Genomic DNA, 25,633 nt, shown 5'->3' on the forward strand with positions numbered 1-25,633 from the left:
GTTATGAAGCATTCCTTTATTTCCTCGGTCGCGGCACTGGCGTTGCTAAGCGCACCGCTTGCCGCTCAAGAACAATCGCTTGAGCCGGTTGTTGATGCGGCCAACAAAATTAATGCAGCGGCGAAATCGTCACAGTTAACTGTTGAAAAAATTGCAGACTCTACCCAAGAGAGAATTCAGCAATATAAGCAAATAACCCGTCAAATCCAGGGGCTGGAAGTTTATACCCAGCAACTGCAAAAACAACTTAATGCCCAAGCTACCGAGAAGAACGAACTCAATACATCCATTGATGAAGTGAGTGTGGTTGAGCGGCAAATTACACCACTAATGTTGCGCATGATTGATAGCCTCGCCAAGTTTGTTGAGTTGGACGTGCCATTCTTGCCCGAAGAGCGTGCTGAGCGTGTTGCTGGCTTGCGTGACTTGATGGACCGCGCCGACGTTGATGTTTCAGAGAAGTTTCGCCGCGTCATGGAAGCCTTTCAAATTGAAGCCGACTACGGTCGCAATATCGAAGCTTATAACGGTGAAATGACCATTGACGGTCAGCAACAAGACGTCGAGTTTTTGCGCATGGGCCGCACGGTGCTTGTTTATAAAACCCGCGACGGCAATCAAATGGGGGTTTGGAATCAACAACAAGGCGATTGGCAGCCTTTAGATTCCAGCTACGCCAGCAGTGTACAAGAAGCACTGCGCGTTGCACGCAAGCAGCTTGCACCTGATCTTCTGATGCTTCCCGTTTTTACTAACACCACCGGCGCTGGAGAGTAACCATGCTAAAACAATTGTTCACCATCACTTTGGCAGCAGCCGCAATGGTACTTTCAGCAAGCGCCGCTGCCGCGCCGCAAGATCCAATAAATTTGGACCAGTTGTTACAACAGTTGCAACAAGGTCAGTTTGCACAGTCTGAAGAGAACCAGCAGCGTGAAGCGCGCTTTCGCGCAGAAGCCAATGAGCAGGCGCGCATTTTGCGTGAAGCGATTGCTGAACGTGACCGTTTAGAGCAACTCAGCGAAACGTTAGAAACCAATTTTGAAAAGAACGAGATTGAACTTGCTGGTCTTACTGACACATTAACCCAGCGTATGGGTTCGTTACGTGAGCTATTCGGTGTATTGCAACAAGTTGCGGGCGACACCAGCAGTAAGCTGCAATCTTCGTTTGTGTCAGTTGAATTTCCCGGTCGCAGCGAACAGTTGAGCGACTTGGCTCAGAAAATGGGCAGCAGCTCGAAGTTAGCATCGATAGAAGAAATTGAATCAGTCTGGTTAGCACTTCTGCAAGAAATGACCGAGTCTGGCAAAGTCAGCCAGTTCGACACGGAAGTGACACTTGCTAACGGTGAAAAGGTACAGAAACCGGTAACCCGTGTTGGTACCTTTAATATGGTCGCGGATGGTCGTTATTTAGAGCTTGTGCCGGGCACGGATACGGTGGCCGAATTAATTCGTCAGCCATCGGGCCGCTACCTTGACACCATTGGTGCACTTGAGTCGGCAGACAGCAATCCGGTTAAGTTCGCTATGGACCCAACCGGCGGCTCAATTCTTGGCCTCTTGGTGCAAGCTCCTGACCTTGGTGAGCGTATTGACCAAGGTGGCACGGTCGGTTACATCATTCTGGCCTTGGGTGCTATTGGCTTACTGATTGCATTAGAGCGTTTCGTCACGCTGATTCTGATGGGCGGCAAAGTGAAGCGCCAAATGAAGAAAATGGAGCCAGCCAATGACAATCCGCTCGGTCGTGTTATGGCGGTGCAAAGCAAATATCCTGATGCCGATACTGAAACGCTGGAATTGAAACTTAGCGAGGCGATTTTGCGTGAGATTCCAAAAATTACGCGCAACTTAACTTTTATTAAGATTATTTCAGTGGTCGCGCCGCTAATGGGCTTACTCGGTACCGTAACCGGTATGATTAATACCTTCCAAGCTATCACCTTGTTTGGCACCGGCGATCCGAAGCTGATGGCTGGTGGTATTTCGCAAGCCCTCGTTACAACCGTGTTGGGGCTGGTTGTTGCCATTCCGATGACGTTGTTATTCGCAACCCTGAACACGCGCAGCCGTAACATTGTGCACATACTGCAAGAACAAGCGTCTGGCATTATTGCGGAGCGCTCTGAGCGGAGTCATTAATCATGTTTCTGCTTGAGTTCACCAACGCAATCCAAGACTTCATCGAAACCGGCGGCAACGTGCTGCTGGTTATCGGCGTACTCATTTTTGTCATGTGGTTAATGATTCTCGAGCGTATTTTCTATTACTTACGTGGTCACCGAGAAACCACCAAAGCAGCCATGCAGTCATGGAAAAACCGGACGGATAAGTCATCGTGGCAGGCTGAACAAATTCGCGGGGCCATGATTTCAAGGGTCTCGATAGCTTTAGGTGGCAACTTACCGATTTTGCAGGCGATGGTCGCGTTGTGCCCATTGCTTGGCTTAATGGGTACCGTAACCGGCATGATTGAAGTTTTTGATGTCATGGCCGTGGCAGGAACGGGCAACGCACGTTCGATGGCAGCTGGCGTTTCCAAAGCCACCATTCCAACCATGGCTGGAATGGTTGGTGCGCTGTCAGGCGTATTCGCCACCACCTGGCTACAACGTACGGCAAAGCGCGAGCGGCTTAAACTTGAAGACCGCTTGCTGCTAGACCATTCAAATCAACAGACCACTGAACACGCATAGAGGTAGGGCGCAATGAAACAACATTTTGCAAATTTGATTGATGAAGAAGAAGCGCAAATTGATATGACGCCAATGCTCGACGTGGTGTTCATCATGTTGATCTTCTTTATTGTTACGGCGTCTTTTGTCAAAGAGTCGGGTATTGACGTGAACCGTCCAGAAGCAGCTACCGCAGTGCAAAAGGACCGCGCCAACATCCTTGTTGCGATTAGCGACAGTGGTGAAATTTGGATTAACAAACGTCAAGTGGATGCACGGGCCGTGCAAGCCAACATTGAGCGCCTGTATGCGGAAAATCCGCAAGGTTCAGTGGTTATTCAGGCTGATAAAAAAGCCACCACGGAAACCCTTATCAAGGTGATGGACGCTGCCCGTGCTGCGGGTGTATTTGATGTCTCGATTGCAACCCAAGAAGACTAGTTATGAAACGTTTCTTAGCCGCTTTAGTTGTTGCTTTCGCCGTTACTGCCGGGCTGTTTTATTTAATGCAGTCATTAATAGCCGGTGGCGAAGGTGCAATGTCGGAACCACCCAAAGGCAGTGTGCTGGACTTTGTCCGTGTGAAGCCTGAAGAAGTGGTACAGGAAAAAGAACGCAAGCCGCAGCGCCCGCCTGAGCCGGAGCAACCGCCACCGGATATGCCGCAACCGCAAATGCAAAATGATGTGGCGGAAAATGACGGCGCTGGCTTAGATTTCTCCACCGATGTTCAAGCGGATACAAGCTTGTCAGGCGGTGTTGGGCTAGACACCAGTGACGGTGAGTATTTACCGATTGTAAAAGTTCAGGCCGTGTACCCGCGGCGCGCACTTCAGCGTGGCATTGAAGGGTATGTGGTGGTGGAATTTACCGTGACCAAGCAAGGAACGGTGCGTGACCCTTATGTGGTTGAGGCGCAGCCTGAAAGTATTTTCGATCAGGCCGCGATGGATGCGGTTTTAAAGTTCAAATATAAACCCCGCGTGGTAAACGGCGAACCTGTTGAAGTGCAGGGCGTTCAGAATCGCCTCACATTCGCGATAGATGGTTAGAGGAGATAGGTTAATGCGTTATGTACTATGGGTTATCGTTATATTGTCTGTACTTGCGAACGCCAGTGCGATTGCGCAAGAACGCAAAAAAACACCAGCCTTGCGCGAGCAAGTTTATAGCCAGCTAGCCCGTGCGCAGCAGTTAGCGGATGAAGGCAATGTACAAGCCGGTTTGCAAGCGCTAAACAATGTTGAAAGCAAGCTCAGTAGCATGAACAGCTACGAACGCGCCATGCTCTGGAATTTCTACGGTTATATGCATTACGGTCAGGATGACATTGCCAAAGCAATTAGCTACTTCGATAAAGTGACCAAAGAAGAAGCGATTCCCGAAGCACTGGAGCAAAACACCTTATTTAGCCTTGCGCAACTGGCTTTGGGCCAAGGTGATTATGCTAAAACACTGGCGTACTTAGACCAATGGGAACAGTTGGTTGATGCGGATCAGAAGCAAAAATCTTATGTGCTCAAGGCGCAAGCGCTGTATCAGAAAGGCGATTATCAGCAAGCTTTGACACCAATCTCAACTGCAATTAATGCTGTTGAAGCCAAGCAACAAGTGCCAGAAGAAAACTGGTTGGTGCTGCAACGCGCCATATTTTTTGAACTGGAGCAAACCGACAATGTTGCCAACGTGCTCGAGAAAATGGTGCGGTATTACAATAAACCTGAATACTGGGTGCAGTTAGCGGGTGTGTATGGTCAGCTGGGTCAGGAAAAAAAGCAGTTAGCTATGTTAGAAACAGCGTTTCAACAAGGCTTTTTAACCAAAGGGCAAGACCTGCTGAACTTAGCCCAAACCTACTTTTTTAGTGATGTGCCTTTTAAAGCAGGGCAAGTTCTTGAACAAGGTATAAATACCGGTGCTATTGAACGCAGCTTGCGCAATTTAAAACTACTTGCTCAGGCGTGGGTTGCTGCACGTGAAACCGACAAAGCTAACGCAGCATTGCAAGCGGCAGCGGAGTTGAGTGACAACGGCCAGTTAGATGCGCAGCGCGCAACACTGATGCTCAATGCTGAGCGTAACAAAGAAGCAATTGCTGCGGCTGAGCAAGCCCTGCGTAAAGGTAATTTGGAGCAACCGGGTTCAATGCATTTAGTCATCGGTATGGCTGAACTGAATATGGAGAACTTCAATGCGGCTTTGAAAGCGTTTGCCCAAGCGAAAAAATTTGATGATTCGCGTCAATCTGCTGCGCAATGGGAACGTTATGCGCAAGCCGAGCAGAAACAACAAGATAACTTGATGGAGCTGAAGTCTGAATTAAAAAAATCATAGAAGTGACATGTAAACGACATATAAATGCCAAAAAACTGACACATAGTCATGAAACTGTCATATTTCTGACATAACATAGCCGCCAATATTAAGAGGTTGTGGTATATATCCACTTGTGTTCTCCGAAAATTGGGCGGCTATTTTATGAAAAACAAATTATTCCTTACTTCAGCAATTGCGGTGGCAGTAGCAGCACTTACTCAACCTGCGTTCGCCGACGAGAAGCCATTAGCTTGGGACATTTACGGTAAAATAAATGTTTCTTTGCAAAGCAACGATCTTGATGACGGAGACGGTTCGCAAACCGATATGGTATCGAACTCTTCACGTTTCGGAATTCAAGGCGGAACGCAGTTGAATGACGATCTTGAAGTTATTTATAAGCTTGAATGGCAAGTTGATTTAGCCGATTTGGGCGGGTCAGATAATTTAAAATCACGCAATCAATATATCGGTTTAAAGGGCAATTTTGGTGAAATCACCATTGGCCGCCGTGATACCGTGTTAAAAACAATTCAAGGCGACGTTGATGTATTCAGCGACTACGAAGCCGACGTAAAAAATATTTTTGAAGGTGAAAATCGCTTAGGTAGCAGCGTAAGCTACTATTCACCAGCATTTAACCATGTTCGCTTCGCGCTAAGCTATATTGCGAGCGATGATCCGTTGGTTGATGATGGTATCTCTACTGGGGTGAGTTACGGCGATGAAGGGCTTGATGATACAAGCTTTTATTTAGGCGCCGCAATTGACCGTGAAGTTGATGGTTACGATATCGAACGCTTGGTGGGTTACACCAAGGTTTCTGAAGCTGTTGTCGGTTTAATGTGGCAACAACAGGAACAAGTAGATGGCAGCGCGGAAGCTGATGGTTACGTTGCGAGTATTAAATATCCGTACCAAAACTTCACGTTCAAAGCGCAGTATCAAATGATGGACTTCAGTGTTGATGGTGAACAAAAATCATTGGCTGCAGGCGTAGACTATAAACTGGGTAAAAACACGAAGGTTTATAGCTGGTATACAGGTCGCGATCTAGATAGCATCGACGTTAATCAGAGTTATCTGGCGATTGGTATCGAACATAAGTTTTAAGCAAGGTACACTATTGCCATCTTTCATAACGAACGCGATTGATGGCAAATTTTATATTTATTGCTGGCTACGTTGTTATCGGCTTATTGCTGCAGCGTAGCCGGCAATTTCCACAAAATACTGGGCAAATTCTTAATGCCTACGTGATCTACGTTGCACTGCCTGCCGTGGTGCTGCAAAAAATACCCAGCCTGACGTTTGGTAAAGAACTGTTGTATCCAGCGTTAATGCCTTGGTTGCTGCTGTTACTGACTGTTCCGGTCATACTGGCTCTGGCTAAGTGGCTGAATTGGTCACGCTTAACCACCGGGGCAATGTTAATTGTGGTGCCGCTGGGCAACACGTCGTTTGTCGGTTTCCCCATGATTGAGGCTTTTTTCGGTACGGAAGGCATCCCTTATGCGTTGCTATATGACCAACTGGGCTCGTTCTTTATCTTATCGATTTACGCCACTATTATTGCCGCTATTTATAGCCATGAACCGGGCACGAGTGCACAACGCCCAAGTGCGGGTGCTATTGCATGGCGCATCGCCAAGTTCCCGCCTTTTGTGGCATTGGTTATCGCGTTTGCGGCGCGTGGTTTTGACTACCCTGACGTGTTAAGCCAGTTTATTGATTCGCTGGCAATCACGCTGGTACCCGTCATTATGGTTGCGGTGGGTTTTCAGTTGAAATTCCGCTTGCCGCAAGAAGACCGTGCACCCTTATATTGGGCTTTAGGGCTAAAGTTAATTGCCACGCCATTGGTTGCATTGGCCGTGCTGTATGGGTTTGGGCTAGAACAGCTGGCCGTGCAGGTGACGATTATGGAAGCAGCAATGCCAGCCATGATTTCAGCTGGCGCTTTAGCCATTATGGCGGGGCTGGCGCCGACATTGTCGGCCGCTATTGTGGGGTATGGTGTAATTTTATGTTTTGCTACCTTGCCACTTTGGTATGCCCTAATTCAGTTCCTCGTAACGCTTTAAAAGCACGCTAAGCGCTTTCGTTGTCAGTTTTCGTGGCGGTAAAATCACCCTGCGCAACTTTCACCTGAAAGGCTTCACCCGCTGCTAACTGTTCCGGGTTACGCACTACGCTGCCATCTGTTTTTCGCACCACGGCGTAACCACGCTCAATGGTTTGCAAGGGGCTAACCATATGCAATGCTTGGTTAATGCCTTGATAGTGCTGGCGCTGTTGTTTCACCAATTGCTGCATGGCCAACTGTAACCTTTGTTGAAGCTGTTGTTGCTGTTGTTTCAAAGGCGCAATGCGTCGCTCTGGATGCACGGTTTGCAAGCGGTTTTGAATTTGCACTTGGTTACGTTGTTGCTGTGACACTAAACGTTGTACTGCACTGCCTGCCCGTAAGGACAACTCATCAAGACGTTGATTGTTTTGCTGCAGTTGTCGCTGCGGGTCTTGTTGTTGCAGGCGTTGCACCAAATAATTCGCTTGTTGCTGCCAATGCCGAAGTTGGCGCTGCCAGGTCTGTTCAATGCGGTGACTTAAGTGATTCACCCGTTGCAAGTTTTCGCGTTGATCTCGGCTGACTAACTCTGCAGCGGCGGAAGGGGTTGGGGCGCGCACATCGGCAACAAAGTCACAAATGGTAAAATCAACTTCGTGCCCCACCGCTGAAATGGTCGGAATAGGGCAGCTGTGCAATGCATACGCCAATTGCTCGTCGTTAAAACACCAGAGATCTTCCAGTGAACCGCCACCGCGGGCCATAATCAACACATCCACTTCATTACGCATTATTGCGCGCTGCAGCATATTTAGTAGTTCGCCGGTCGCTGCTTGGCCTTGCACCGAGCTTGGGTAAATAATGACCTCAATACTTGGATCACGACGATTCAACACCGCTAAAATATCACGCACAGCCGCACCCGTTGGCGAGGTAATAACGCCCACTTTCTTAATGGATTCAGGTAATGCTTGCTTTTGCTCAGCATCGAAGAGACCTTCAGCCTGCAGCTTCGCTTTGAGTTGTTCATATTTTTGCTGCAATAAGCCGGCGCCGGCATCTTCCATATGCTCAATGATGAGTTGGTAATCGCCCCGCGGCTCATACACCGTTAATTTGGCGCGAACCAATACCTGCATACCATGTTGGGGGCGAATTTTGACGCGTTGATTGGTATTTCGAAACATCGCGGCACGAATCTGCGCGCGCTCGTCTTTTAGGGTAAAATACCAATGACCGGAGCCTGGTGCGGCAAAGTTTGATATTTCGCCAACCAGCCAAATTGAACCGAAGCCTTGCTCAAGCACCTGCCGCACCTCGGTATTTAAGCTATGAACAGTAAATATGTGCGGTTGCTGCATGTGAAAACCTCGGTAAGAATTGAAAAAATCAGTTTACTGAAAAGCGGTTTGCGAGTAAAATCTGCTCGCAACATTAAGTCAGCCAGTGAGATGTTGCCATGCTACGAATTGCTCAAGAAGCCCTTACCTTTGACGACGTTTTGCTCGTCCCTGGACATTCAACTGTATTACCCCATACAGCCGACCTACGCACGCGGTTAACGCGCTCAATTGAACTCAATATTCCGATGGTTTCCGCCGCAATGGACACCGTTACCGAGGCAGCACTTGCTATTGCCTTAGCGCAAGAGGGTGGCTTAGGCTTCGTTCATAAGAATATGACAATTGCAGAACAAGCTGCGCACGTACGCAAAGTGAAGAAGTACGAAAGCGGCGTGGTTTCTGATCCTATCACAGTTAGCCCAGATACATCGCTTGGAGAAATTCGTGCCCTTGCGGTTGAGCATGGTTTCCACGGTTTTCCAGTGGTTGAAAAGTCAGGCGAATTAGTCGGCATTATCACGGGTCGTGATACCCGTGCAGAGCGTGACGATAATCGCCTGGTAAGCTCAATCATGACGCAAAAAGATAAACTCATCACGGTAAAAGAAAACGCCGATAGCGAAGAGATTTTGAATCTAATGCATCAACATCGCATTGAAAAAATTCTCGTTGTAGATGATGCGTTCCACTTGCGCGGCATGATTACCCTAAAAGATTTCACCAAAGCAGAAAATAAACCCAACGCCTGTAAAGACGAATTGGGTCGTTTACGCGTGGGCGCAGCCGTAGGTGTAGGCCCAGGCACTGACGAGCGTATTGAAGCGCTGGTTGAAGCTGGCGTTGATGTGTTGTTAATTGACACCTCACACGGCCATTCACAAGGCGTTATTGACCGTGTTGTATGGGCGCGTAAAACCTATCCTGATTTACAGATTATTGCCGGCAACGTTGCGACAGGTGCTGGTGCAAAAGCGCTGGCCGACGCAGGCGTTGATGCCGTTAAAGTCGGTATTGGCCCAGGGTCAATTTGTACCACGCGCATTGTCACCGGTTGTGGCGTGCCACAAATCACAGCAATTAGTGATGCGGTTGACGCGTTAAAAGGAACAAATATTCCAGTAATCGCTGACGGGGGCATCCGTTTTTCAGGCGACATCGCCAAAGCGATAGCCGCTGGCGCTGACTGCGTGATGGTTGGCAGCATGCTTGCTGGTACCGAAGAGTCGCCAGGCGAGGTTGAGCTGTACCAAGGCCGTTATTACAAATCGTATCGCGGTATGGGCAGCATTGGCGCAATGAATCAACGCCATGGTTCATCAGACCGTTATTTCCAAGCCAGCAATGAAGCTGAAAAACTAGTGCCTGAAGGCATTGAAGGTCGCGTGGCCTACAAAGGGCCAATTGCCACCATTATTCACCAACAAATGGGTGGTTTGCGTTCGGCAATGGGCTTAACAGGCTCTGCGAATATGAAAGAAATGCGCACCAAGCCACAGTTTGTGAAAGTCACTGCAGCGGGCATGGGTGAATCACACGTTCACGATGTGCAAATTACCAAAGAAGCACCAAACTACCGGATGGGTTAAGTAATCATGCAAGATATTCATGCACATCGAATTTTAATTTTAGACTTCGGTTCGCAATACACTCAGCTGATAGCACGTCGCGTGCGTGAATTGGGCGTTTATTGTGAATTGTGGGCGTGGGATGTCAGCGACGAAGACATCAAAAACTTCAATCCAAACGGCATCATTTTGTCGGGTGGCCCGGAATCTGTTACCGCTGAAAACTCACCGCGCGCACCGCAGTATGTATTTGAAGCAGGCGTACCGGTATTTGGTATCTGCTATGGCATGCAAACCATGGCCGCGCAACTTGGCGGGAAAGTGCAAGGCTCGCTAGAGCGTGAGTTTGGTTATGCACAGGTTGAGCGTACTGCGCCGTGCCCGTTGTTCCACCACATTGAAGACAGCGTGCACGAAAATGGCAATCCACAACTTGACGTTTGGATGAGCCATGGCGATAAAGTTATTGAAGTACCTGAAGGCTTTGACATTGTTGCACAAACGCCAACCTGCCCAATCGCGGCAATGGCTGACGACAAGCGTGATTTTTATGGGGTGCAGTTCCACCCAGAAGTAACGCATACCCGTCAAGGCATGCGTATGCTTGAGCACTTTGTGGTTGAGATATGTGAATGCGAACGCAATTGGACACCCGCACACATTATTGATGATGCCGTGGCGCGAATTCGTGAACAAGTTGGCAGCGAAAAAGTCGTACTTGGTTTATCCGGCGGCGTTGATAGCTCAGTAACTGCAATGTTATTGCACCGCGCAATTGGTGAACAGCTAACGTGCGTATTTGTCGACAATGGCTTGTTGCGTTGGCAAGAAGCTGAACAAGTCATGGAAATGTTTGGTGATCATTACGGGCTAAACATTGTTCATGTTGATGCCGAGAACCGTTTTCTTGATGCACTTGCGGGTGAGCAGGACCCAGAAGCGAAACGTAAGATTATTGGCGGCGTATTTATTGATATCTTTGATGAACAAGCAAGCCGTATCAAAGACGTTTCATTTTTAGCCCAAGGCACCATTTATCCAGATGTAATTGAATCGGCTGGGTCTAAAACTGGTAAAGCACATGTGATTAAGTCGCACCACAATGTTGGTGGTCTGCCAGCAGACATGAAACTTAAGCTGGTTGAGCCGCTACGCGAACTGTTTAAAGACGAAGTACGCAAAATTGGTTTAGAACTTGGCCTGCCGTATGAAATGCTATACCGCCATCCGTTCCCTGGCCCAGGCCTGGGTGTTCGGGTTCTGGCCGAAGTCAAAAAGGAATATTGCGACTTGTTGCGCCGCGCCGATCATATTTTCATTACCGAACTTCGTAATGCTGGTATCTATCACGACGTTAATCAGGCGTTTGCGGTGTTCCTGCCGGTACGTTCGGTTGGTGTGATGGGCGATGCCCGTAAATACGATTGGGTTATCGCGTTACGCGCAGTAGAAACCATCGATTTCATGACCGCGCGCTGGGCGCATTTACCTTACGAGTTACTCGAAAAAGTGTCGAACCGCATTATTAACGAAATCGATGGTATTTCGCGCGTGGTTTACGATATCTCGGGTAAACCACCTGCAACCATAGAGTGGGAATAGCGCGTGCTTCGTTGGCTGGCTAGCTTATTGCTTGTCGGGTTGTTGCTTGGGTGTGCACCTGAACCACAGCCCAGCCAGCTCGACGCTATAAAAGCACGTGGGGTACTGCGTGTTGGTACCCTGCTGGGGCCAACCAGCTATTATCTCGACGCCGAAGGGCAGGCTGGTATTGAATTTATACTGGCCCAGAACTTTGCCGACGAGTTAGGCGTTGAGCTGGAAATGGTGTCGCGCTACAACGTTAAAAATTTACTTAACTTGCTCGACTCCGGTGAGGTTGATTTATTGGCTGCCGGGCTTGACCGAACAGCTAAACGTGCCGAAAGATTTCGTTTTGGCCCACCGTACATGGAAGTGGCCCAGCGCATCGTATTTCGTCAAGGTTCGCGGGACAGGCCCCGCAGCCTTGAAGAGCTAGATGCCGAACTGGTGGTGGTGGAAGGTTCCAGTCATCAGGATTGGCTGGAAAGCGTCGCCCCTGACTATCCAAACTTACAATGGCGTACAACGGATGACCATGATGCCAGTGAGCTGTTACGTCAAGTTGTTGAAGGTGATATTGCCTACACCATTGCCGATAGCAACACACTCGACATTCAGCGGCGTTATTACCCCGATTTAAGTGTTGCGTTCACCGTGCGCGACAATGTCGACATTGCTTGGCTGGTGAATCAACAAGTCGATTCTTCTTTGTATTCTGAAGTGATCGATTTTTTTGGTAATTTGCGCCATTCAGGGCAGCTGTCCCAGCTGCTTGATCAGCATTACGGTCATGTTTCGAGCTTTAACTACGTTGATACCAGCTTATTTATTAATGCCGTACAAACCGTATTGCCCAAGTATCGCGACTCGTTTGAAAAGTATGCTGGCGCACTCGACTGGCGCTTATTAGCTGCAATAAGCTATCAAGAAAGTCTCTGGAATCCGCGCGCTCTATCGCCCACCGGCGTGCGCGGCATGATGATGTTAACCCTGCCAACAGCAAAAGCGATGGGTGTTACCAGTCGGCTGAATCCAGAACAAAGCATTGAAGGCGGTGCGCGTTACTTTGAACGCATGTTGGAACGCATACCAGCTAGAATACCTGAGCCTGATCGAATTTGGTTTGCCTTAGCCGCTTACAATATCGGCTACGGTCATTTAGAAGACGCACGTATTTTAACCCAGCAACAAGGCGGCGACGCCGATCGTTGGATAGATGTGCGAAAACGACTACCTTTATTACGTCAAAAGAAATTTTATCGACAAACCCGATTTGGGTTTGCGCGTGGTGATGAACCGGTGCGATACGTAGGGAACATACGTCGCTATTTCGACACGTTAGTTTGGTTGGACGAGCGCGGACGCATCCCAGCTAAATCTATGGAAATCACTATCCCTGAGGGAAGTGGTGATGGAGTGAAATAATGCGCAGTAAGAACCGCCGATTAGTATCACCCGAGCGCCGCCGCGCTTGGTTGCGTAAGCAACGCCATTTGCAGACCGAGCGTCGGCAGAAATGGTTTCGATTAACTGAGAAACAAGAATAATTTCCCCATAATTTTTGGAGACATGTCTGTGGAAATAGTACGCGGTGCCCCCGCTTTGTCTGATTTTCGAACTGAAAAGTTATTGCAACGTTTGCAAAGTGCCGGTCTACCTGTCGCTGAAGTATACGCCGAGTACATGCATTTTGTTGACGTTGAGCAAAAGCTTGATGATGACTCAAATGCGGTATTAGCGAAGCTACTCACTTATGGTCCTGCGCTGGCTTCTCATATTCCAGAAGGGCAGTTGATCGTTGTCGTTCCGCGCCAAGGAACCATTTCACCATGGTCGTCTAAAGCGACCGACATTGCGCATAATTGTGGCCTAACCCAAATTCATCGAATTGAGCGTGGCATTGCCTATTACCTTTCTGGCAATCTAACAGCCGAGCAGATGCAACAAGCTGCCGCTTTGGTTCATGATCGCATGACTGAAATGGTACTCGACAGCCTTGATGAAGCTGCGGTGCTATTTACCGAAGCTGAGCCAGCACCGCTACAAAGTATTGATATTTTGCAAGGTGGCCGCGATGCGCTGCAACAAGCCAATGTGGTTATGGGGCTCGCGCTAGCTGACGACGAAATTGATTACTTATTTGAAAACTTTAGTGCATTAAAGCGTAATCCGAACGACATTGAACTCTATATGTTTGCGCAAGCCAACTCAGAGCATTGCCGCCATAAGATTTTCAATGCCGATTGGACCATAGATGGAAAAGAACAGCTGAAATCGTTGTTCAAAATGATTAAAAACACGTACGAGATTACGCCTGACAACGTGCTTTCGGCATACAAAGACAATGCCGCAGTTATGGTTGGCTCAGAAGCAGGGCGTTTTTATCCGTACCCGACCGGTTCAAATGCTGCAGGCGAATACAGCTATTTCCATGAGCCAATTCATATTTTAATGAAGGTAGAAACGCACAACCACCCAACAGCCATTTCTCCATACCCGGGTGCGGCAACTGGTTCGGGTGGCGAAATTCGTGACGAAGGCGCCACCGGTCGTGGTTCAAAACCAAAAGCTGGCTTAGTTGGCTTTAGTGTTTCTAACTTGCGCATTCCGGGCTTTGAACAGCCGTGGGAAGAAGACTTCGGTAAGCCGGATCGTATAGTGACTGCACTCGACATTATGCTCGAAGGCCCATTAGGCGGCGCAGCATTTAATAATGAGTTTGGTCGCCCTGCATTAACCGGTTATTTCCGTACCTATGAAGAAAAAGTAACAAGCCACAATGGCGAAGAAATTCGCGGTTACCATAAACCAATTATGATTGCCGGTGGCCTGGGTAATATTCGTGAGCAGCACGTCGAAAAAGGCGAGATTCCGGTCGGTGCAAAGCTGGTCGTGCTTGGTGGCCCCGCTATGAACATTGGTTTAGGTGGTAGTGCTGCTTCGTCAATGACTTCGGGTACCTCCACAGAAGACCTGGATTTTGCATCGGTGCAACGTGACAACCCAGAAATGGAACGTCGTTGCCAAGAAGTGATCGACCGCTGCTGGCAGCTGGGCGATAAAAATCCGATTGTATTTATTCACGACGTTGGCGCTGGCGGTTTATCGAACGCAATGCCTGAGCTGGTTAGCGACGGTGGTCGCGGTGGTAACTTCGACCTGCGCAAAATCCCGAACGACGAACCAGGCATGTCGCCGCTGGAAATTTGGTGCAACGAGTCGCAAGAACGTTATGTAATGGCAATTGCGCCAGAGCGAATGAGCGTATTTGAAGACATCTGCGCGCGTGAACGCGCGCCGTTTGCAGTTATTGGTGAAGCCACCGAAGCCGAGCACCTCAGCCTTACCGATGCGCATTTTGACAATAAGCCGATTGATTTGCCGCTGAATGTATTACTTGGCAAGCCGCCGAAAATGCATCGTGACGTGAAGTCACAACAAGTCAGCGGTGACGCACTTGCGCGTGAAGGCATCAAGATTAATGAAGCGGCAAAACGGTTATTACGTTTGCCTGCAATCGCTGAGAAAACATTCTTAATTACCATTGGTGACCGCACCGTGACAGGTCTTGTCGCGCGCGATCAAATGGTCGGCCCGTGGCAAATTCCAGTAGCCGATGTCGCCGTGACAGCGGCCAGCTACGATACCTACGCTGGCGAAGCCATGGCCATGGGTGAACGAACGCCTCTGGCTTTGTTAAATTACGCAGCATCAGCGCGAATGGCGGTGGGTGAGTCACTCACTAACATTGCGGCTGCTGATATTGGCGACCTTAAAAACGTCAAATTATCTGCAAACTGGATGGCCGCAGCGGGGCACCCAGGTGAAGACGCTGGCTTATACGAAGCGGTAAAAGCCATTGGCGAAGAGCTGTGCCCAGCGCTTGGAATTACCATTCCAGTTGGTAAAGACTCAATGTCGATGAAAACCCAGTGGCAAGACGAGCAGGGCAAGAAAGCCGTTACTGCACCACTAAGCTTGGTGATTACCGCATTCGGCCGCGTGCGCGATGTGCGCCGCACGGTAACGCCACAGATACGTATGGACAAAGGTGACAGCAAACTGCTGCTGATAGACCTTGGCCGCGGGAAAAACCGCTTGGGCGGCTCGGCGTTGGCACAGGTGTACCGTCAACTGGGCGATATAACCCCTGATGTTGATAACGCGGAAATTTTGAAAGGGTTTTTCGATGCAACCCAGCAATTAGTTCATGATAAGAAACTGATGGCTTATCACGATCGTTCCGACGGCGGACTATTTGCGGCAGTCGCAGAAATGGCCTTTGCCGGTCATTGCGGCGTTGAAGTTGCACTGGATACACTCGGTGATGATGACTTAGCCGCATTATTTAGTGAAGAACTCGGTGCTGTGGTGCAAGTAAGCGTTGAGCAATTGGACGACGTGTTGGCCGTTTACGCCGAGCATGGGTTGGAAGACTGTGTACACGTTATTGGGCGCCCGGTACGCGAAGACGTGGTGCGCTTTAATCGCAATGGCGAAGAAGTGCTTTCGCATTTGCGCAGCCATTACCGTGCAATTTGGGCAGAAACCACGCACCAAATGCAGCGGTTACGCGACAACCCTGAGTGCGCTGATGAAGAATTCGAGGCCAAACAAAACCTCAATGATCCAGGCCTTTTTGCCGATTTAAGCTTTGATGTCAGTGAAGACGTTGCCGCACCATATATCAATACTGGCCGTGACCCTATGGTTGCCGTGTTGCGCGAGCAGGGTGTTAACTCGCACATTGAAATGGCCGCAGCGTTTGATCGGGCAGGTTTTGCCGCAATTGATGTGCACATGAGTGACATCTTAAGTGGCCGCGTTAGCCTCGAGAAATTTAATGGTTTGGTCGCTTGTGGCGGTTTCTCGTACGGTGACGTACTTGGCGCTGGTGAAGGTTGGGCAAAATCGATTCTATTCAACAGCCGTGCACGCGATGAATTCGCCGCTTTCTTTGAGCGCAACAAAACCTTCGCATTAGGCGTTTGTAACGGCTGCCAGATGTTGTCGAACCTAAAAGAACTGATCCCAGGTGCAGAAGCATGGCCACACTTTGTGACGAACCGCTCTGAGCGTTTTGAAGCGCGCTTTAGCTTGGTTGAAGTTCAGAAAAGTAATTCACTGTTCTTTGAAGGTATGGCCGGTTCACGCATGCCAATCGCCGTATCACACGGCGAAGGTCGTGCTGAGTTTAAAGGCAGCAACCTTGCTAGTGTGAATAACGAAGGGCTAGTGACCATGCGGTATATTAACAACCGTGGTGATGTTGCGAGTGCCTACCCAGCGAACCCGAACGGCTCGCCAGAAGGTATTACCGGTTTAACCACGCAGGATGGCCGCGTATCTATTATGATGCCGCACCCTGAGCGGGTATTCCGTACCGTCGCGAACAGCTGGCATCCAGATGAGTGGGGCGAAGATAGCCCGTGGATGCGTATGTTCCGCAACGCACGTGTTTATCTTGGTTAATAAAGTGTGGTTCTAGAAAAAGAAAACCCTCGCATTGCGAGGGTTTTTTTATGCTCGAAAGCAAATTGTCTCCGCTGGAGACCTACGACTTAGAAGTCGTAGGTAACACCGATGCGAATGCTCCACAGTGAAGGGTCACCTACACGTGATTGAACGTTAGCTGGTGCGCGGAATGAATTGTACTGGTATGCACCATCAGCAGAACCATCTTCAATGTACTCAACGCTGCCAATGTTAACCATACGTGGGAAGCTGCGCTCGTATAACACGCCCCAGTCGTCATTGATTAAGTTGGTCAAGTTGTCGATAACAAAGAATGCAGCTGCTTTATGTCCATCAGCAAAACCTGGCATTTCTTGCTCAAAGCGGAAGTCCACTTTATGCCACCAGCTGCTGTTAAACTCGTTGCGTGGAGAGATACCGCCAGCATACTTAGATAAGCCTGTTTCATCCAGGTAATCAAAGAAAGCTTGTGTATCAAACTCAGCACCTGCTACAAAGTTCTCATCGTCGGCACCAGTTGGGATATAGAACAACTGACGGCCACCGGTGATGTCACCAGAAGGTCCAGACATAACGAAGCTATATGGACGACCTTTGTTTGCTTGACCGAACAAGCTAAAGGTTGACGTATAGCCGTCGAAGAACTCAGTACGATACTGCGCATTCAACGTGAAGCGATGCGGGATTTCGTAGTTTGAAGTCGCAACACCTGGGTCTTGGAAGTCAGATACCGCAACGCTAGTGTAGTTTGAGTAAGCTACTGAGCTAGTCATTGGGTTTACGTCTTCAGACTTGGTGTACGCGTATGCGAAACTCCAGTTCAAGCCCCAATCATATTGCTTAGTTACTGCGAGTGACAAGCTTGTGCTGTCACCTGCGTCACCGTCGACGTTAGTCAGCATAAATGCGTCAACTGGACCGCCAGCATATGATGGTGGTAATGAAGGATAGATTGGACGACCGTCAGGGCCGGTAGCCGTTGGACCGAAGCCGCCAGCTTCTGTGCGACGAAGGTCACTGATGATTGCCGCATTTTTCTTTTGCGAATGAAGCAAATCAGCCATAACTACGTAACCGCTTTCGAAGGTATAAGTTGCACCCAACGCATATTTCCATTCTGTCGGAAGTTCGAAGTTTGGATCTAATACGTTGATTGGGCCACCACCGTTTGCTGCAGCAACTTCATCAACCATATCTTGTGGGATATCAAACAATGGACGACCTGAGCCGTTATGTGGGATATCAAACAATGACTCACCATCGCGGTTGCGGAAGTATACTTCATACAACTTGGTACCGTTGTTAGAGTAGTTGTTTGACAACCATACGTTCGGGTTACCGCCTGAGTACAAGCCAATACCACCACGCATTTCTAACTGATCGTTAACCACCCAGTTTGCGCCAAAACGCGGCTGTAACAGGCCTTCGCCGTCAACAGTAGCATTGTTCGCAAAACCATAGGTGTCAGCAAAGTCTTGGTTAAACGCAGGTGCGTCGCTGGTTTTGTACCAGTCATAACGTAAACCGAAAGTTAAGGTCAAATCTTGGTCAATCATGTAGTACTCATCTTGAGCATATACAGTGTTGATTGAATATTTAAATTGACCTGCGCCGTCGATTGGGTTGTTTGTACCCGCAGCGTTTTCATAAGTGATTGCGTATGGAACGCCGTTTTCAAAGTCGTCAATTGAACGGAAGATAAATTCACCTTCAGTTTCTTGCACGAACAAGTTGTAAACGTCATACGATTCGCTTTCAAGACCAAACGAGATAGTGTGGTCATTCAGCAAGTAAGTACCAGCAACTTTGAAGAACGAGGTGTCGTACTTCAATTTGTTTGAGTGGCGAGAGTCATCAGCACCCAGGTAAATTGTTGGTACGTCTTCGTTATCTTCCGGGCCTACTTCAAGTTGAATTTCACCAACTTCAGTACCGCCAAGTGGAAGCACACGCGCGTCTAATTCTGAGTAACCTACACGAACTTCAGTTGAGAAGTTGTAAGTCCAGTCTGAGTATACTTGCGCGATATAAGATGTGAACTTCGAACCACGCTCATAGTAGTGGTTAGAAAATTCTAGTTCAGTTGAGTCGCCATCTGACTGTGCAATTGAATAACCATCGTTGTAGTTATACGTAAATGATGCACGATGTGAATCGTTGAGATACCAGTCAAGTTTTACAAGGAACTTTTCATCTTCAACAGGTAAGCTTGCTGGGAAGTAACCAGGTTCGAAACCATAAACGTCACGAGCAATTGCAGCGATACGATCAACATCAGCTTCGGTTACGCCTTCAACGATAGTGGCAGCGTTTGAACCTTCTGGGCCACGATCAAATGTATCAGCGCCTTCCAGTTTTTCGTAAGCAGCGAACCAGAACAATTTGTCTTTCAAAATTGCGCCGCCAGCATTAATACCAAAACGTTTCTCGGTGAAATCACCAACGTTGATATCATCGCCTTCCAACGTGTCGCCTTGCATTGAATCGTTGGTGTAGTCATAGAAAACACTGCCGAACAATTCGTTTTCACCAGATTTGGTAACAGCGTTGATGTTACAAGCAGTAAAGCCACCGTACTGAACATCAAAAGGTGCCAATTCAACAGCAACCTGTTCAATTGCATCGTATGAGAAAGGCATACGTTCAGTTGGGTAACCGCTCGAGTTCAAACCGAAGTTGTCGTTTGTGCGCACACCATCAACAGTTAAGCTGTTGAAACGTGGGTTAGCGCCGGCACATTGAATGCCGCGAGAAAAGCTTTCATCGATATAAAGACGCGGGTCGATACGAACAACATCTTTAATGTCACGGTTAATTGCTGGAGCGTCTTGCAAGTCACGTAGGTTAAACGTAGAACTTGGGCTGTTTGAGCCTGAAGTCATGTTCAATACGCGACCGCTTACTTGAATGCGCTCAACAGATTGCTGTTCAACCGCAATGTTCAAGTTCTCAGTTTCACCAAGTGTTAAAAATACATTTTCAAGGCGCTCTTGGTTGCCCATGCTGTCGGTTACAACAACAGTGTAAGGGCCACCTACAGCAAGGCCACGTGCTGAAAACAGGCCGTTGTCGTTTGCGGTTAACGTACGTGAAGAACCGGTACGTTCGTCGGTTAACAAAACAGAAGCATTACTGAGTGCTTCACCTGTTTGTTGACTGACGATGACACCACGTACACTCGATGATGTTTCTTGTGCAGTTGCTGTTGCAGATAAGCCTATCGCTAACGCGACGGCAGCTGCAATGCGGCTGGGTTTATTATTCAACATGATGTTGCTTTCCTGGGTTGTGGTTAAAGTAAGTTTTCATTTTTGTGGTCGAAGCTTAATTCGCTTCTGTTACAATTTGATGAAATAGTAGTCAAAAATTAACAAATACGCATCAATTCGTTTGGTTTTTCCGGCGCTTTCTAAAGAAATCTTGTAAAAGGGTTGCTGACTCTTCCTGCAATACACCGCCAATGATATTGACTTGGTGATTCATAGAGGCATGATTTAAAACATTGATTGCCGTGCCCGCAGCACCTGTGCGCGGGTCGGCGGCACCGAAAACTAATGTTTTGATACGCGCATGTGTAATAAGCCCCGCACACATGGCGCAGGGCTCTAAAGAAACGTACAGGGTGGTATTAATGAGGCGATAATTGCCGAGTGCTTTGCCGGCAGCGCGAATGGCTTGGGCTTCGGCATGGGCTGAAGGGTCGTTTAAACGAATTACTTCGTTAAACCCTTCGCCGATAATTTGATCATCGGCTACAACAAGGGCACCTACAGGCACCTCTCCGAGTTGTTCGGCTTGTTGCGCAAGTTCGATGGCGCGACGCATATAACGCTCGTGATCCGTTGCCAATTTATACTTATTCCCTAACATTTACTGAACGAATAAAAGTTGAGACAAGGCGTTACAACTGGATTTACCGCCCTGATGACACAACGGGGATATTATCACCGCATCCATGTGTCAAAAATGTGACAGTATTTTACCTATATTCTATTTGAATTGCATCGGCTAAATTGAACCTTTATTCTCTTGTTATGTCTTAGCGAGCCTTAAACAGGATCACCCGCCCCGATGAAATTGTATACAGCCCTTATCTTGTCTGTATCTGCGCTTACTTTAGTAGGATGCGATATGCCCAAAGAAAAAATGAATGAGCCAGTCGCATTGCGGGTAGCTACTTTTAACGTGAGTATGGATGCAAGTAATTATCTTGCTGCCGAAGAGTTGCCAGACAAAGGCGCGAGTGCGTTGCGTGATGCTTTGGCGCAACAGCATCCCCAAATAAAGGCAATCGCTGAGATTGTGCAGCACACCCGTCCTGATGTGCTCGTGCTTAATGAATTTGACTATATTAATCAGCAACACGGCATTGATGTATTTAAGCGTGACTACTTGGCCGTGAGTCAAAATGGCGAATCGCCAATTGATTACCCGTATGTGTATAGTGCCCCGGTGAACACTGGCGTACCGAGCCCTTATGATTTAAGCGGCGATGGCAAAGCAACAGGCACCGGCAATGATGCCTGGGGTTTCGGTTTTTATCCGGGCCAATACGGTATGGCGGTGTTGTCCAAATACCCAATCCAAACCGACGCGGTACGTACCTTTCAAATGTTTAAGTGGAAGGATATGCCAGGCGCGCTTGCCCCGTTGAAGCCAGGTACCAGCGAACCGTTTTACAGCGCTGAGGCGTGGCAAGAATTTCGTTTGAGCTCCAAGTCGCATTGGGACGTGCCGATAGCTGTCAACCAACACACTTTGCATGTGCTGGTCAGCCATCCAACGCCGCCCGTATTTGATGGCAAAGAAAATCGTAATGGGCGCCGTAACCACGATGAAATCAGATTTTGGGCAGACTACATACAGCCACATTTAAGTGACTATATTTACGATGATAATGGCAATTATGGTGGCCTTGGTGAGAACCAGGCATTTGTTATTGCGGGTGATTTAAACGCCTCGATTGAAAGCGAAGATAACGTTCCTGGCGCCATTGCTCAATTGTTGGAACACCCCAAAGTAAATGCAGAAATCACGCCAGAAAGTCGCGGTGGGGCCGCGCACTCACCGGACAATCCGCAGGCATCAACGCACACAGCGGGTTGGCGTAAGCGCGCGGATTATGTTTTACCATCGGCGGCTGGTATCAGCCTGATTCAAGCGGGCGTATTTTGGCCGGAGCCCAACGCAGCCAAGGCTGAACTCGTGCGTAACCGTGAAGTTTCGTCCGATCATCGGCTGGTGTGGATAGACATTCAGTTAAAATAAATGAAACAAATTTGCCGACTTTCATAAAAGTGTCATAAAGTATCTAGATAATCGGCGGTGCTTGAAATCAATAGGTGACGCACATGTCCAGAAAGATACTGATTGTAGAAGATGAAGCGCCAATTCGAGAAATGCTAAGTTTTGTCATGGAACAACATGGCTATCAAGCTGTTGAAGCAGGCGATTACCAGAGTGCACTTGAGAAAGTTATCGAACCGTTCCCCGATATGATCTTACTGGATTGGATGATTCCAGGTGGTTCTGGAATTCAGCTCGCCAAAAAATTAAAGGGTGATGATTTCACCCGGTCAATTCCAATCATTATGCTAACCGCCCGTGGCGAAGAAGAAGATAAAATTCGCGGTTTAGAGGTTGGTGCTGATGATTACATGACCAAGCCTTTTTCGCCGAAAGAACTCATGGCGCGTATGCGAGCCGTATTTCGTCGTGTTGCACCGACAGCACTCGATGAGCCACTTGAAGTGGAAGGCTTGCGCTTAGACCCCGTTTCGCACCGTATTACGGCGTTTAATGAACGCTTGGATATGGGGCCTACAGAATTTAAGCTGCTGCACTTCTTTATGACCCACCCAGATAGGGTGTATAGTCGTGAGCAGTTGCTGGACCATGTTTGGGGAACAAACGTTTATGTTGAAGACCGAACCGTTGATGTGCATATACGTCGCTTGCGTAAAGCACTTGAAACCCACGGTCATGACCGCTTGGTGCAAACCGTTCGCGGTGTCGGCTATCGTTTCTCAAAAAGCTAAACAAGGCGGGTTCTGAGCATGGATCGCCGCTATTCGGTGCTGTTTATTTTAAAAGGCCTGCTGTGGTTTATTATCCCAGTGGGCTTTTTAGGTTGGTTGTTCGATTATTTTTGGGCAACACTTGCCATTGTATTGTTTGCATTAGTGGTGTGGCATTACTACTACCAATATAGGCTGGTGGACTGGTTATGGCATCGCCGTACAGTACTTCCGCCAAGCGCGCCGGGCAGCTGGAGTTACATCTATGACGGCATTTACCGCACCCAGCGCCGCAGCCAGCAGCGCCGTCGTGCATTGGCCAGATTACTGCGCCGTTTTCGTGAAGCCTCTGAAGCAATCCCTGACGCCGCTATCGTGTTTCGTAAAGACGGCGGTTTAATTTGGTGCAATAAATTGGGGCAGTTTTATTTTGGCCTGAAATGGCCAGCAGATACCGGAATTCGGCTCTCAAACTTAATTCGGCATCCTGAGTTTGTCGCTTACTTGCAAAAAGGCGACTTCAGTGAAGACATCCATATACCTTCACCGGTGCGGGAAGACATCGAGCTTGAAGTTCGCATCATGCCCTACAGCGACGACCAGTATTTGCTCATGGCCCGCGACGTGACGCAGCTGAAACAGTTAGAACAAATGCGCAAAGACTTCGTTGCGAACGTTTCCCATGAATTAAAAACGCCGCTCACCGTGTTGCAAGGCTATTTGGAAATGCTCGATGAGCCAGCCTCGATGCCACCCGCGATGCTCACCAAAGCCGTGAGTGATATGCAGGGTCAAAGTGACCGCATGCGCAATCTGGTTGATCAATTGTTGTCGCTGTCGCGCATGGATGTGCACCGTACCGACATGTTTGAACGCATTGTCAACGTACCCAGTATGCTGGAGACGGTTAAAAGTGACGCGCAACGGCTCAATCAAGACAAGCAGCACACACTTGAATTTGATATTCAGCCAATTCAAATTCATGGCGTTGAAGATGAACTGCGCAGCGTGTTTTCAAATCTGGTGGCTAACGCAATTCATTACACGCAGCCCAACGGCGTCATTCGTGTAACCTGGAAAATGGTTGGGCAAGACGCCGAGTTCAGCGTGCAGGACAACGGCCCCGGCATTCCAGCTGAGCATGTGGGGCGCTTAACGGAGCGTTTTTATCGGGTTGATAAAGACCGCAACAGCAAGAAGGGCGGCTCCGGCCTTGGCCTGGCAATTGTGCAACAAGCCTTAGAACACCACCATAGCCGACTGCAAATTGATTCCGTGGTTGGGCGCGGCTCGCGGTTTTATTTCCGTATTTCTGAAGAGCTTGTGATAAAAAAATGACAGCTTTGTCATAATTGTCACAATACTGTCACATTGACCTACTAGAATAGATTCCAGTTACTGATTACACGTTTGGTTTGCGCCAACACACATTAACGATTGGAGTCTATTATGAAATTCAAATCGGCATTAATTACCGCAGCAGTTGCAGGCTTATTGAGCTTTTCAGCAACCGCGCAAAAAGCAACTGACAACTTACCTGAATATGAAAAAGTAAGCGGCTTATCTGGCAACTTATCTTCAGTGGGTTCTGACACCTTAGCAAACATGATGACTTTCTGGTCTGAAGAATTTAAACGCATGTACCCGAATGTGAACATGCAAATTCAGGCTGCTGGTTCATCAACTGCGCCACCAGCGTTGACTGAAGGCACCTCAAACTTCGGCCCAATGAGCCGAGCCATGAAAGCAAAAGAGATTGAAGCTTTCGAAAAGCGCCACGGTTACAAGCCAACAGCCGTTCGTGTTGCCATTGATGCTTTAGCAGTATTCGTACACAAAGATAACCCAATCGAAGGCATGACCATTGCTGAAGTGGATGCTGTGTTTTCAAGCACCCGCTTATGCGGTGCAACCGAAGAAGTGCGTCGTTGGGGTGATTTAGGCCTTACCGGTAGCTGGGACGCACGCGACTTGCAGATTTATGGCCGCAACTCAGTTTCAGGTACCTACGGTTACTTTAAAGAAACCGCATTGTGTGACGGTGACTTCCGCAACAACGTCAACGAACAGCCAGGTTCTGCATCTGTTGTGCAGTCAGTATCAACTTCACTGAACGCAATCGGCTACTCAGGTATCGGTTATATGACTTCTGGTGTTAAAACCGTACCTTTAGCGGTTGAAGCTGGCGAAGAATATGTTGATGCAACCACAGAAAATGCGCTTGCTGGTAAGTACCCACTGTCGCGCTTCTTGTATGTTTATGTGAATAAGCATCCAAACAAGCCGTTGGACCCAGCAACAGCTGAGTTTTTGAAAATGGTATTGTCAAAAGCTGGCCAAGAAATTGTCGACAAAGACGGCTACATTCCATTACCACGCATTGTGGTTGAGCAAGAGCTTGAGCGTTTAGGCTTAAACTAAGCAAAACGAACCATGAAAAGCCCGCTAATTTCCTAGCGGGCTTTTTGCTGCATGACAGAAAAATTTCACTAATATGACAGTACTGTAACAATACTGTCATAGAACACGTCTATACTATGCGGCATCATAAATATATTCATTGGTTTATAACTTAAGAGGCAGCA

At 48.3% G+C, this 25,633-nt stretch carries 20 protein-coding genes; 17 read left to right on the plus strand and 3 right to left on the minus strand.

Features of this window, described 5'->3' with window-relative positions; genetic code table 11:
* The first annotated feature begins 3 nt into the window (after positions 1-3).
* The 8 genes from ACN0UY_RS10420 (at position 4) to ACN0UY_RS10455 (ending at position 7,080) form a co-directional block, all read left to right on the plus strand.
* Complete coding sequence (locus ACN0UY_RS10420; RefSeq protein ID WP_417666875.1) at positions 4-777, plus strand: DUF3450 domain-containing protein; 774 nt, start codon at positions 4-6, stop codon at positions 775-777.
* Positions 778-779: 2 nt separating this feature from the next.
* A complete protein-coding gene (locus tag ACN0UY_RS10425; protein ID WP_417666877.1) occupies positions 780-2,147 on the plus strand; it encodes a MotA/TolQ/ExbB proton channel family protein in 1,368 nt (455 codons plus the stop codon).
* A gap of 8 nt (positions 2,148-2,155) precedes the next feature.
* Positions 2,156-2,701: a MotA/TolQ/ExbB proton channel family protein gene (locus ACN0UY_RS10430; protein WP_417667020.1), complete on the plus strand. Its 546-nt coding sequence runs from the start codon at positions 2,156-2,158 to the stop codon at positions 2,699-2,701.
* 12 nt (positions 2,702-2,713) lie between these two features.
* Entirely contained in the window at positions 2,714-3,121 is a 408-nt protein-coding gene (locus tag ACN0UY_RS10435; protein WP_128352965.1) for an ExbD/TolR family protein, read from the plus strand.
* A 2-nt stretch (positions 3,122-3,123) separates the two neighbouring features.
* The gene (locus ACN0UY_RS10440; RefSeq protein ID WP_417666879.1) at positions 3,124-3,732 is read left to right on the plus strand and encodes an energy transducer TonB; all 609 of its coding nucleotides are present in this window, start codon (positions 3,124-3,126) and stop codon (positions 3,730-3,732) included.
* A gap of 13 nt (positions 3,733-3,745) precedes the next feature.
* Positions 3,746-5,014 carry a tetratricopeptide repeat protein gene (locus ACN0UY_RS10445; protein WP_417666881.1) on the plus strand — a complete coding sequence of 423 codons (1,269 nt, stop codon included), beginning with the start codon at positions 3,746-3,748 and terminating at the stop codon, positions 5,012-5,014.
* A 144-nt stretch (positions 5,015-5,158) separates the two neighbouring features.
* Entirely contained in the window at positions 5,159-6,109 is a 951-nt protein-coding gene (locus ACN0UY_RS10450; protein ID WP_417666883.1) for a porin, read from the plus strand.
* Positions 6,110-6,150: 41 nt separating this feature from the next.
* Entirely contained in the window at positions 6,151-7,080 is a 930-nt protein-coding gene (locus ACN0UY_RS10455) for an AEC family transporter (RefSeq protein ID WP_417666885.1), read from the plus strand.
* Between the two features lie 7 nt (positions 7,081-7,087).
* On the opposite strand, the gene xseA is transcribed toward ACN0UY_RS10455, so the two are convergent.
* A complete protein-coding gene (xseA, locus tag ACN0UY_RS10460; protein WP_417666887.1) occupies positions 7,088-8,425 on the minus strand; it encodes an exodeoxyribonuclease VII large subunit in 1,338 nt (445 codons plus the stop codon).
* A 98-nt stretch (positions 8,426-8,523) separates the two neighbouring features.
* Between xseA and guaB the strand changes: the two genes are divergently transcribed.
* Genes guaB through purL form a run of 5 tightly spaced genes read left to right on the plus strand, consistent with a single transcriptional unit; the run spans position 8,524 to position 17,028 of the window.
* Positions 8,524-9,993 carry an IMP dehydrogenase gene (gene guaB, locus ACN0UY_RS10465; protein WP_417666889.1) on the plus strand — a complete coding sequence of 490 codons (1,470 nt, stop codon included), beginning with the start codon at positions 8,524-8,526 and terminating at the stop codon, positions 9,991-9,993.
* Positions 9,994-9,999: 6 nt separating this feature from the next.
* Positions 10,000-11,574 (plus strand): glutamine-hydrolyzing GMP synthase, encoded by a 1,575-nt coding sequence (gene guaA / locus ACN0UY_RS10470; RefSeq protein ID WP_417666891.1) that lies wholly within the window; start codon positions 10,000-10,002, stop codon positions 11,572-11,574.
* A 3-nt stretch (positions 11,575-11,577) separates the two neighbouring features.
* Positions 11,578-12,981 carry a membrane-bound lytic murein transglycosylase MltF gene (gene mltF / locus ACN0UY_RS10475; protein WP_417666893.1) on the plus strand — a complete coding sequence of 468 codons (1,404 nt, stop codon included), beginning with the start codon at positions 11,578-11,580 and terminating at the stop codon, positions 12,979-12,981.
* Positions 12,981-13,103 (plus strand): hypothetical protein, encoded by a 123-nt coding sequence (locus tag ACN0UY_RS10480; protein ID WP_417666895.1) that lies wholly within the window; start codon positions 12,981-12,983, stop codon positions 13,101-13,103. Before mltF ends, ACN0UY_RS10480 begins: the two co-directional genes overlap by 1 nt.
* A gap of 28 nt (positions 13,104-13,131) precedes the next feature.
* Positions 13,132-17,028 carry a phosphoribosylformylglycinamidine synthase gene (gene purL / locus ACN0UY_RS10485; protein WP_417666897.1) on the plus strand — a complete coding sequence of 1,299 codons (3,897 nt, stop codon included), beginning with the start codon at positions 13,132-13,134 and terminating at the stop codon, positions 17,026-17,028.
* 89 nt (positions 17,029-17,117) lie between these two features.
* Here purL and ACN0UY_RS10490 read toward each other — a convergent pair whose 3' ends face one another.
* Positions 17,118-20,300, minus strand: a complete 3,183-nt coding sequence (locus ACN0UY_RS10490; protein WP_417666899.1) for a TonB-dependent receptor — start codon at positions 20,298-20,300, stop codon at positions 17,118-17,120.
* A gap of 112 nt (positions 20,301-20,412) precedes the next feature.
* Positions 20,413-20,901, minus strand: a complete 489-nt coding sequence (gene tadA / locus ACN0UY_RS10495; RefSeq protein ID WP_417666901.1) for a tRNA adenosine(34) deaminase TadA — start codon at positions 20,899-20,901, stop codon at positions 20,413-20,415.
* A gap of 261 nt (positions 20,902-21,162) precedes the next feature.
* Between tadA and ACN0UY_RS10500 the strand changes: the two genes are divergently transcribed.
* The 4 genes from ACN0UY_RS10500 to ACN0UY_RS10515 all read left to right on the plus strand — a co-directional run bounded on the left by ACN0UY_RS10500 (position 21,163) and on the right by ACN0UY_RS10515 (position 25,469).
* Positions 21,163-22,299, plus strand: a complete 1,137-nt coding sequence (locus ACN0UY_RS10500) for an endonuclease/exonuclease/phosphatase family protein (RefSeq protein ID WP_417666903.1) — start codon at positions 21,163-21,165, stop codon at positions 22,297-22,299.
* Positions 22,300-22,382: 83 nt separating this feature from the next.
* Positions 22,383-23,069 (plus strand): phosphate regulon transcriptional regulator PhoB, encoded by a 687-nt coding sequence (gene phoB / locus ACN0UY_RS10505; RefSeq protein WP_417666906.1) that lies wholly within the window; start codon positions 22,383-22,385, stop codon positions 23,067-23,069.
* Between the two features lie 18 nt (positions 23,070-23,087).
* Positions 23,088-24,386, plus strand: a complete 1,299-nt coding sequence (gene phoR, locus ACN0UY_RS10510) for a phosphate regulon sensor histidine kinase PhoR (protein WP_417666908.1) — start codon at positions 23,088-23,090, stop codon at positions 24,384-24,386.
* A gap of 111 nt (positions 24,387-24,497) precedes the next feature.
* Entirely contained in the window at positions 24,498-25,469 is a 972-nt protein-coding gene (locus tag ACN0UY_RS10515) for a PstS family phosphate ABC transporter substrate-binding protein (protein ID WP_417659577.1), read from the plus strand.
* Positions 25,470-25,633: the final 164 nt, after the last annotated feature.

Source organism: Pseudidiomarina sp. (assembly GCF_048268165.1).
Lineage (GTDB): Bacteria > Pseudomonadota > Gammaproteobacteria > Enterobacterales > Alteromonadaceae > Pseudidiomarina.